Source organism: Streptomyces sp. CNQ085 (genome assembly GCF_022614595.1).
Taxonomy (GTDB): domain Bacteria; phylum Actinomycetota; class Actinomycetes; order Streptomycetales; family Streptomycetaceae; genus Streptomyces.
In genome coordinates, this window is sequence record NZ_JAJFAU010000198.1 from 1 (window position 1) to 6989 (window position 6989).

5 protein-coding genes are annotated in these 6989 nt (G+C 74.3%); 1 reads left to right on the forward strand and 4 read right to left on the reverse strand.

Going from position 1 to position 6989, the window contains the following annotated elements; genetic code table 11:
- Positions 1 to 64: 64 nt before the first annotated feature.
- Complete coding sequence (locus LJ221_RS22425) at positions 65 to 808, reverse strand: NAD(P)-dependent oxidoreductase (protein ID WP_241718530.1); 744 nt, start codon at positions 806 to 808, stop codon at positions 65 to 67.
- A 102-nt stretch (positions 809 to 910) separates the two neighbouring features.
- On the opposite strand from LJ221_RS22425, the gene LJ221_RS22430 reads away from it, so the two are divergent.
- Entirely contained in the window at positions 911 to 1600 is a 690-nt protein-coding gene (locus tag LJ221_RS22430; protein WP_241718531.1) for a TetR/AcrR family transcriptional regulator, read from the forward strand.
- 84 nt (positions 1601 to 1684) lie between these two features.
- Here LJ221_RS22430 and LJ221_RS22435 read toward each other — a convergent pair whose 3' ends face one another.
- From LJ221_RS22435 to LJ221_RS22445, 3 genes are all read right to left on the reverse strand, one after another.
- Entirely contained in the window at positions 1685 to 3877 is a 2193-nt protein-coding gene (locus LJ221_RS22435) for a glycosyltransferase family 39 protein (protein ID WP_241718532.1), read from the reverse strand.
- Positions 3874 to 5244, reverse strand: coding sequence for a bifunctional glycosyltransferase family 2/GtrA family protein (locus tag LJ221_RS22440; protein ID WP_241718533.1), 1371 nt, complete (start codon positions 5242 to 5244; stop codon positions 3874 to 3876). Before LJ221_RS22440 ends, LJ221_RS22435 begins: the two co-directional genes overlap by 4 nt.
- Positions 5245 to 5720: 476 nt before the next feature.
- On the reverse strand, positions 5721 to 6989 hold a 1269-nt coding region (locus LJ221_RS22445), incomplete at its 5' end, for a hypothetical protein (protein WP_241718534.1).

Below are 6989 nucleotides of genomic sequence, written 5' to 3' on the forward strand. Positions count from 1 at the left end.
GGGCGCCGACGGCGACGGGGACTCCCCGTCCGGGCCGCCCGCGTGCGGTACGACCGGGTCCGGTTCAGCCGGGCGTGTTCGCGCGGCCCCCGGCACGGCCACCACTACGGCCTCCGGCGTGGGCCAGGGCGCTGGGGGTGAGGCGGCCGACGATCGCCGGGGCCTCACGCACGAGCGCGTCGTCGGTGAGCGCCTCCACCATGAACAGCGCGAAGTCCACCCGGCGCGTCCTGTCGCTGGCCAGCACCGGGTCGCCCACGTGCCGGCTCCACACGGGCAGGCCCTGGCTCTCGCCCTCCTCCAGGCTGCTGCCGCGCACCACGGTCCACCGGGTGTCGCTGGCGAAGATCCGGCGGCAGGCCTCCACCTGGTCGTCGATCTCGACGTAGCGCACGAGCCTGCCCACCCGGGCGGCGACCCTGACGCCCAGCCGGAACAGGGGCGAGTACCTGTCCTCGCCGTCGCGCGTGATGTGCCAGCCGCAGGAGAAGACCAGGCGCGCGCCCGGCCGCGCGTGGTCGAGCACCGCCTGCGCCGTGCCCGACGAGTACTGCCGCACCCCCCAGGGCACCAGCACCGTCAGCACCCCGTCGCATCCGGCGACCGCGCGCCGGATCACCTCCCGGTCGTTCGTGTCCCCGGGGACGACGGTCATCCGGCCCTCGAACCCGGCCAGTTTCGGCACGCTGCGCTCCCGGCACACGCCGACGACCTCGTGGCCGCGCTCCAGCGCGTGCCGGACCATGTACTGCCCGAGCTTCCCCGAGGCCCCGACGATGCAGACCTTCTTCATCCGATCCGTGTCCATGGCCCAGCCCTTCCGCCGGAGTCTTCGGCGTTTCCGCCTTACGTTGTAAGGTACGCTAGCCTTACGCCGTAAGGTGGTCAAGCGGGGCGAGAGGAGAGGCGGATGCCCGAGGCGGGAAAGGTCCGGAGCGGGGCGCCGGCGCGCACCCCGCTCAGCCGGGAGCGCGTGATCCGCGCCGCGGTGGCGGTGGCGGACGAGAAGGGGTCGGCCGCGCTCACCATGCGGGCCATCGCCGGGCCGCTGGGCGTCGAGGCGATGTCGATCTACCACCACGTGTCGGGCAAGGAGGACATCCTCGACGGCATGGTGGACGCGGTCTTCGGCGAGATCGAACTGCCGCCGCGCGACACGGACTGGAGGAGCTCCATGCGCCGGCGCGCGGTCTCCGCGCGCGCCGTCCTCCTGCGCCACCCGTGGGCCGTCGGCCTGATGGACTCCCGCTCCCGGCCCGGCCCGGCCACCCTGCGCCACCACGACGCCGTCATCGGGGCCCTGCGCGCCGGGGGCTTCTCCGTCCGGATGGCCGCGCACGCCGTCTCACTGATCGACAGCTACCTGTACGGCTTCGTGCTCCAGGAGCTGAACCTGCCGTTCACCGGCGCGGCCGAGCAGGACGAGGTCGCGGGCGCGATCCTGCGCGAGATGCCCGCCGACGCCTACCCGCACCTCGCCGAACTGGCCGTCGAGCACGTGCTTCGGCCCGGCTACGACTACGCCGGGGAGTTCGACTTCGGCCTCGCCCTCATCCTCGACGGCCTCCACCCGGACGAGACCGAGACCGCGAGCACCTGACCGGATGGGGCCCCGTGGGCGGGAGTCTCCGGCCAGGACCGGCCGGAGGCTCCCGCCCACTGCGCGAAGCCCGCTGAACGGCTGTCAGCCGCCGGCCTCACCGGTGAGGTCGTAGAAGGTGGCGGAGCCCACCGTCACCTCCTCGAAGTTCTCCTCCACCCAGGAGGTGATCTGCGAGGAGGTGCCCGACGCGCGGCCCGCGCCGCCGCCTCCGTCCGCACGGCCGCCCGCGCCGCCCGCGATGAAGTAGTGGATCCTCCCCTCCGCCACGTACCGCTGGAACTGGGCGAGTGTCGGCGAGGGGTCCGTGCCGTTGAAGCCGCCGACCGCCATCACGGGCTCGCCGGTCGCCAGCTGGTAGCCGGCCGCGGTCTGGGAGCCGACCGCGGCGGCGGCCCAGGTGTAGCTGTCGGCGTCGGCCTCCAGCAGTTCCCCGGCCTCGGGGCTCACGGTCGCGCCGTTGAGCAGACCGCCCGCGCCTCCCCCGCGGCCGGGCGTGCCGTTGCCGCCGCCGTCCCGCTGGTCCGGCCCTGCCGGGCCGTCCCGATCGTCCCGCCCCGCCGCTCCGCCGCCGGGGAGACCGTCGCCGGCCCCGCGGCCGGGCGTGCCGCCGTCGCCGCCGTCCCGCTGGTCCGGCCCTGCCGGGCCGTCCCCGGGCGGGGCCCCGTCCCGCTGGTCCGGCCGGTCCCGGCCGTCCGCGCCGGGGCCGGCGTCCCCACCCCTGCCGCCCGCTCCAGCCGGGCCCGCGACGGCGAGGGAACCGGTGTGTCCTTCCTGCACCGTGCTCAGCGTGTACGCCGTCGGACCGGCCAGCGCGGCCGCCAGCGACAGTCCGGCCACCGCGAGCGTCAGACGACGTCCGGTCCGGCCCGCGAAACCCGCCAGGAGCAGTCCGAGTGCCCCGGCCAGCCCGCCGGCCAGGACCGCCCACTTCAGCCAGGGCAGGTACTCGGGCGTGCGGCCGAGCAGGACGTACCCCCAGCCGGCGGTGATCGCGGTCGTGGCCGCGAGGGTGAGGGAGACGGAGGCCGAACGGCGCCTCTCCCACAGGACGGCCGAGCCCATGCCGATCAGTGCGGCGATGTACGGGGCGAGAGCCACCGTGTAGTACTCGTGGAAGATGCCGGCCATGTGGCTGAAGACGGCGGCCGTCAGCAGCAGCGAGCCGCCCCAGAGCATGAACGAGCCGCGTGTCGGATCGGTCCGCCCGGCCCGGCGGGTGATGACCAGCCCCGCGACCAGCAGGATCAGCGCGGCGGGCAGCAGCCAGGAGATCTGGCCGCCGACCGAGGAGTCGAACATCCGGCCCCAACCGGTCTCGCCCCACCGGCCGCCTCCGGCACCACCGCCTCCGCCGACACTGCCGGTCTCCTCCCCGTTGAGCCGCCCGAGGCCGTTGTAGCCGAAGGTCAGCTCCAGGAAGCTGTTGCTCTGCGAGCCGCCGATGTACGGACGGGAGGACGCGGGCCACAGTTCGACGAGCGCCACCCACCAGCCGCCGGAGACGACCAGCGCGAGAGCCGCCCACGCCAGCCCCGTCAGCCGCTTCCCCACCGTCACCGGCGCGCGGACGCCGTAGACGAGTGCGAGAACGGGGAGGATCAGGAAGGCTTGCAGCCCCTTCGCCAGAAACGCCAGGCCGATCACGGCGCCGGCCCATACCAGCCACTTCGTACGGCCGTCCTCCAGGGACCGGACGACGAGGTAACAGGCCAGGGACAGCAGCAGCGCCAGCATGGCGTCGGGGTTGTTGTACCGGAACATCAGCGCGGCGACCGGCGTCAGCGCCAGCACGGTGCCCGAGACCAGAGCGGCGGCCGGGCCGGAACGGCGGTTGACGGACGCGTACACGACAGCGACCGTGCCCACACCCATCAGCACCTCGGGCACGAGGATCGTCCAGGAGTTCAGACCGAAGAGCCGTACCGAGAGCCCCATCGGCCAAAGCGAGGCCGGGGGCTTGTCCACGGTGATGGCGTTCGCCGCGTCCAGAGAGCCGAAGAGGAACGCCTTCCACGACTCGCTGCCCGCCTGCACGGCAGCCGAGTAGAAGGAGTTGGCGAACCCGGACGCGCTGAGGTTGTACAGGTACAGCAGCCCGGTCACCAGCAGCAGCGCGAGGAAGGCGGGCCGCGCCCAGCGGGGGTCCTCGGGCCGCCCGCGCCACAGCCTCCGGGCGAGCGGCCGCCGCGGCCCGCCCGCCATGGGGGCGGGGGCCGGGCGGGGGCCCGTCCCCCGGCCTGTGCCGGTACTCGTCCGATCGGGCTGCGTGGTCATCGTGGGGTCCTCGGGTCGGTGTCGGCCGGATCGAACGCATCAGTGGTGTGGGGCACGACGGGGGCACCGCTCCGCGGCGCGGTGCCGCCACGGTGGCCGCGGGCCCGGTCGTCGCGGTGGGGGAACACCCACGCCCGGAACAGCAGGAACCGCAGTACCGTCGCGGCGAGGTTGGCGGCGACGAGAACCGCCAGTTCGGCGGAACGGGCGGGGGCGTCGGACGCGGCGTGGAGCACGGCGAGCGATCCGGAGGTCAGTACGAGGCCGACCCCGAAGACGATCAGCCCCCGCGCCTGGTGCCGCACCACACCGCCGCGCCCCCGCACCCCGAAGGTCAGCCGGCGGTTGGCGGCCGTGTTGGCGATCGCCGAGATCAGCAGGGCGAGACCGTTGGCGGCCTGGGAGCCGGTGAAGATCCGGAAGCCGCTGTAGAGCAGCAGGTAGAACAGGGTGGACAGTACGCCGACGGAGCAGAAGCCGGCCAACTGCCTCGCCAGCCCCCTCGGTACGCCCGTCAGCTCACGGTCCCGCGGATCGTCGCCGAAGGGCCTGGCCAGCCGGGCCAGTGGCAGCGAGCCGGTGGCCAGCGCCCTGCCGACCCGCCACACGCCCCTGAGGTCCTCGGCCGCCGTCCGGGCGATGCGCACCGTCGAGTCGGGGTCGTCGACCCAGTCGACCGGTACCTCGTGGATCCGCAGTCCCGCACGCTCGGCGAGCACCAGCAGCTCGGTGTCGAAGAACCAGCCGCCGTCCTCCACCAGAGGGAGCAGAACCCGGGCGACATCCCGGCGGATCGCCTTGAACCCGCACTGCGCGTCGGAGAAGCGGGCCTGGAGCGAACCCCGCAGGATCAGGTTGTACGAACGGCTGACGAACTCGCGCTTGGCCCCCCGCACAACCCGTGAGCCGCGGCTCAGCCGTGAGCCGATGGCCAGGTCCGAATGGCCGGAGATCAGCGGAGCGACCAGGGGCAGAAGGGCGTTCAGGTCGGTGGAGAGGTCCACGTCCATGTAGGCGAGGACCGGTGCGTCCGAGGCGGACCAGACGGACCGCAGAGCCCGGCCCCGCCCCTTCCGCTCCAGCCGGAAGGAGCGGACCTCCGTGATCCGTTCCGCCAGCTCCGCGGCCACCTGTGCGGTGGTGTCCGTGGAGGCGTTGTCCGCGACCGTGATGCGGAACGTGTAGGGGAAGGTGCGCGTGAGGTGTTCGTGCAGTCTGTGAACGCACGGCCGGAGGTCCTTCTCCTCGTTGTAGACGGGGATCACCACGTCCAGGACCGGTGCGACCGCCTCCCCGGCCGGGACGTGCTCCCGGGGAGGCAGGTACTCACGGGCGGGCCCCCCGCTGGGGGAGTGGTCGGTTCGCATGACACCGGGCTTTCTCACGTCGCCGTTCTCGACGGTGTGCGGAGACCGTGACGCGGAGCCGTGGAGGGGGAGCCGGTGGTCGGCTGCTCGTCGTCCGCCACGAACGCGGGGACAGGGTTCCCGTCCGGCCTCAGCGGTTCGATGAGCGCCCGGGGTGAGGCTGTGGTCATGTTCCACAGCCTTGCGGGGGTCCTTGAGAGGGTCCTTTCGGGCGTCTGTGTTTTCTCTGAGAAGCCCGGTGCCCGGGGGGGGCCTCCGTCTCAGCCGGCGGAACGAGCTTCCACGTCGTCGTTCCCGCACGGGGCGATGAGACCGGCCACGCCGCCGTTGCCGCGGAGTCTCCGGCGCCCAGGGCGCGGGCCGTCCGCCCCGTCGAACCGCCCGCCCGGTGGCGAGGCGCCTGCCACGGGGATCCGGGGGTTGTCCGGCGGAGCCCGTCCTCCGGGCGGACAGCCCCATCCGCCGGCCAGGACCTCCTAGTTGGTGCCTATCTTCGCCAGCAGGTCCACGATGCGCGCCTGCACCTCCGGGCTCGTGGACCTCTCCGCGAGGAAGAGGACCGTCTCGCCGGACGCCAGACCGGGCAGCTCCGCCTCGTCGATGGAGGCGGAGGTGTACACGACGAACGGCGTGCGGTTGAGCATGCCGTTCGCCCGCAGCCAGTCGATGATCCCGGCGCGGCGGCGGCGCACCTGCATCAGGTCCATCACCACCAGGTTCGGCCGGATCTGCGCCGCGAGCTGCACCGCCTCCGCGTCCGAGGGGGCGTGCGCGGTCTGCATGCCGCGCCGCCCCAGCGTCGCGGCCATGGCGTCCGCGATGGCCGTGTGCTCCTCCACCAGCAGCACCCGCGGCGGGTGCTGCTCGCTGTCGCGCGGCGCGAGGGCCTTGAGGAGGACGGCCGGGTCCGCGCCGTACGCCGCCTCGCGCGAGGCCACCCCCAGACCGGCCGTCACCAGCACCGGCACCTCGGCGGCGACGGCCGCCTGGCGCAGCGACTGCAGGGCGGTGCGGGTGATGGGGCCAGTCAGCGGATCCACGAAGAGGGCCGCCGGGTATGCCGCGATCTGGGCGTCCACCTCCTCACGGGAGTGGACGATGACGGGGCGGTAGCCGCGGTCGGTCAGGGCCTGCTGGGTGGAGACGTCCGGCTCGGGCCACACCAGCAGCCGCCGGGGGTTGTCCAGGGGCTCGGGCGGCAGTTCGTCGTCGGCCGGCGGCGGTACCCGGCCGCTGCCGCCGGTGACCTCCACCGCCCCGCCCGGACCATCCAGGTGCTCCGGCCCCTCGGCCCCGGCCTCGGGCGCGCCGATGGCGAACTCCCGCCCGCTGTGGGTGTGCTGGGCCGGAGGGTACTGGGGCTGGGGCTGGGGCTGCGGAGGCGTGGCGGCGATGGCGGCGGCGGCCGCCTCGGCGGCGCGCTCCTTCTCCGCCGGGGGAGCCGCGAGCTTGCGGCGGCGGCCCTGCCCGGCGCTGCTCTGCGCGGGCGTGGACGCGGGGGCGGGGGCGGGGGTGGACGCGGGTGGTACGGGCGGCTGGGTCTGCGGAGGCTGCGGTGCGGGCGGCGCGGCGGGCGCGGGTGGCTGGACCGCGTGCTGGCCGGTGTGCTGCTCGCCCGCCTGCCGGGCGAAGGGCGCGCCCTGGCCGAGAGTGCGCACGCTGACGCCGGAGTTCTGCTCCGTCGGCGCCGCCTCGCGCCCCGGCCCCGGCAGTGACCGCTGCCGGGGCGCCTCCCCGGGGGGGGG

Excerpts from the sequence above, each read along its gene's own strand:
- LJ221_RS22425 (WP_241718530.1), bottom strand. The coding sequence starts at position 808 with ATGGACACGGATCGGATGAAGAAGGTCTGCATCGTCGGGGCCTCGGGG.
- LJ221_RS22430 (WP_241718531.1), top strand. The coding sequence starts at position 911 with ATGCCCGAGGCGGGAAAGGTCCGGAGCGGGGCGCCGGCGCGCACCCCG.
- LJ221_RS22435 (WP_241718532.1), bottom strand. The coding sequence starts at position 3,877 with ATGACCACGCAGCCCGATCGGACGAGTACCGGCACAGGCCGGGGGACG.
- LJ221_RS22440 (WP_241718533.1), bottom strand. The coding sequence starts at position 5,244 with ATGCGAACCGACCACTCCCCCAGCGGGGGGCCCGCCCGTGAGTACCTG.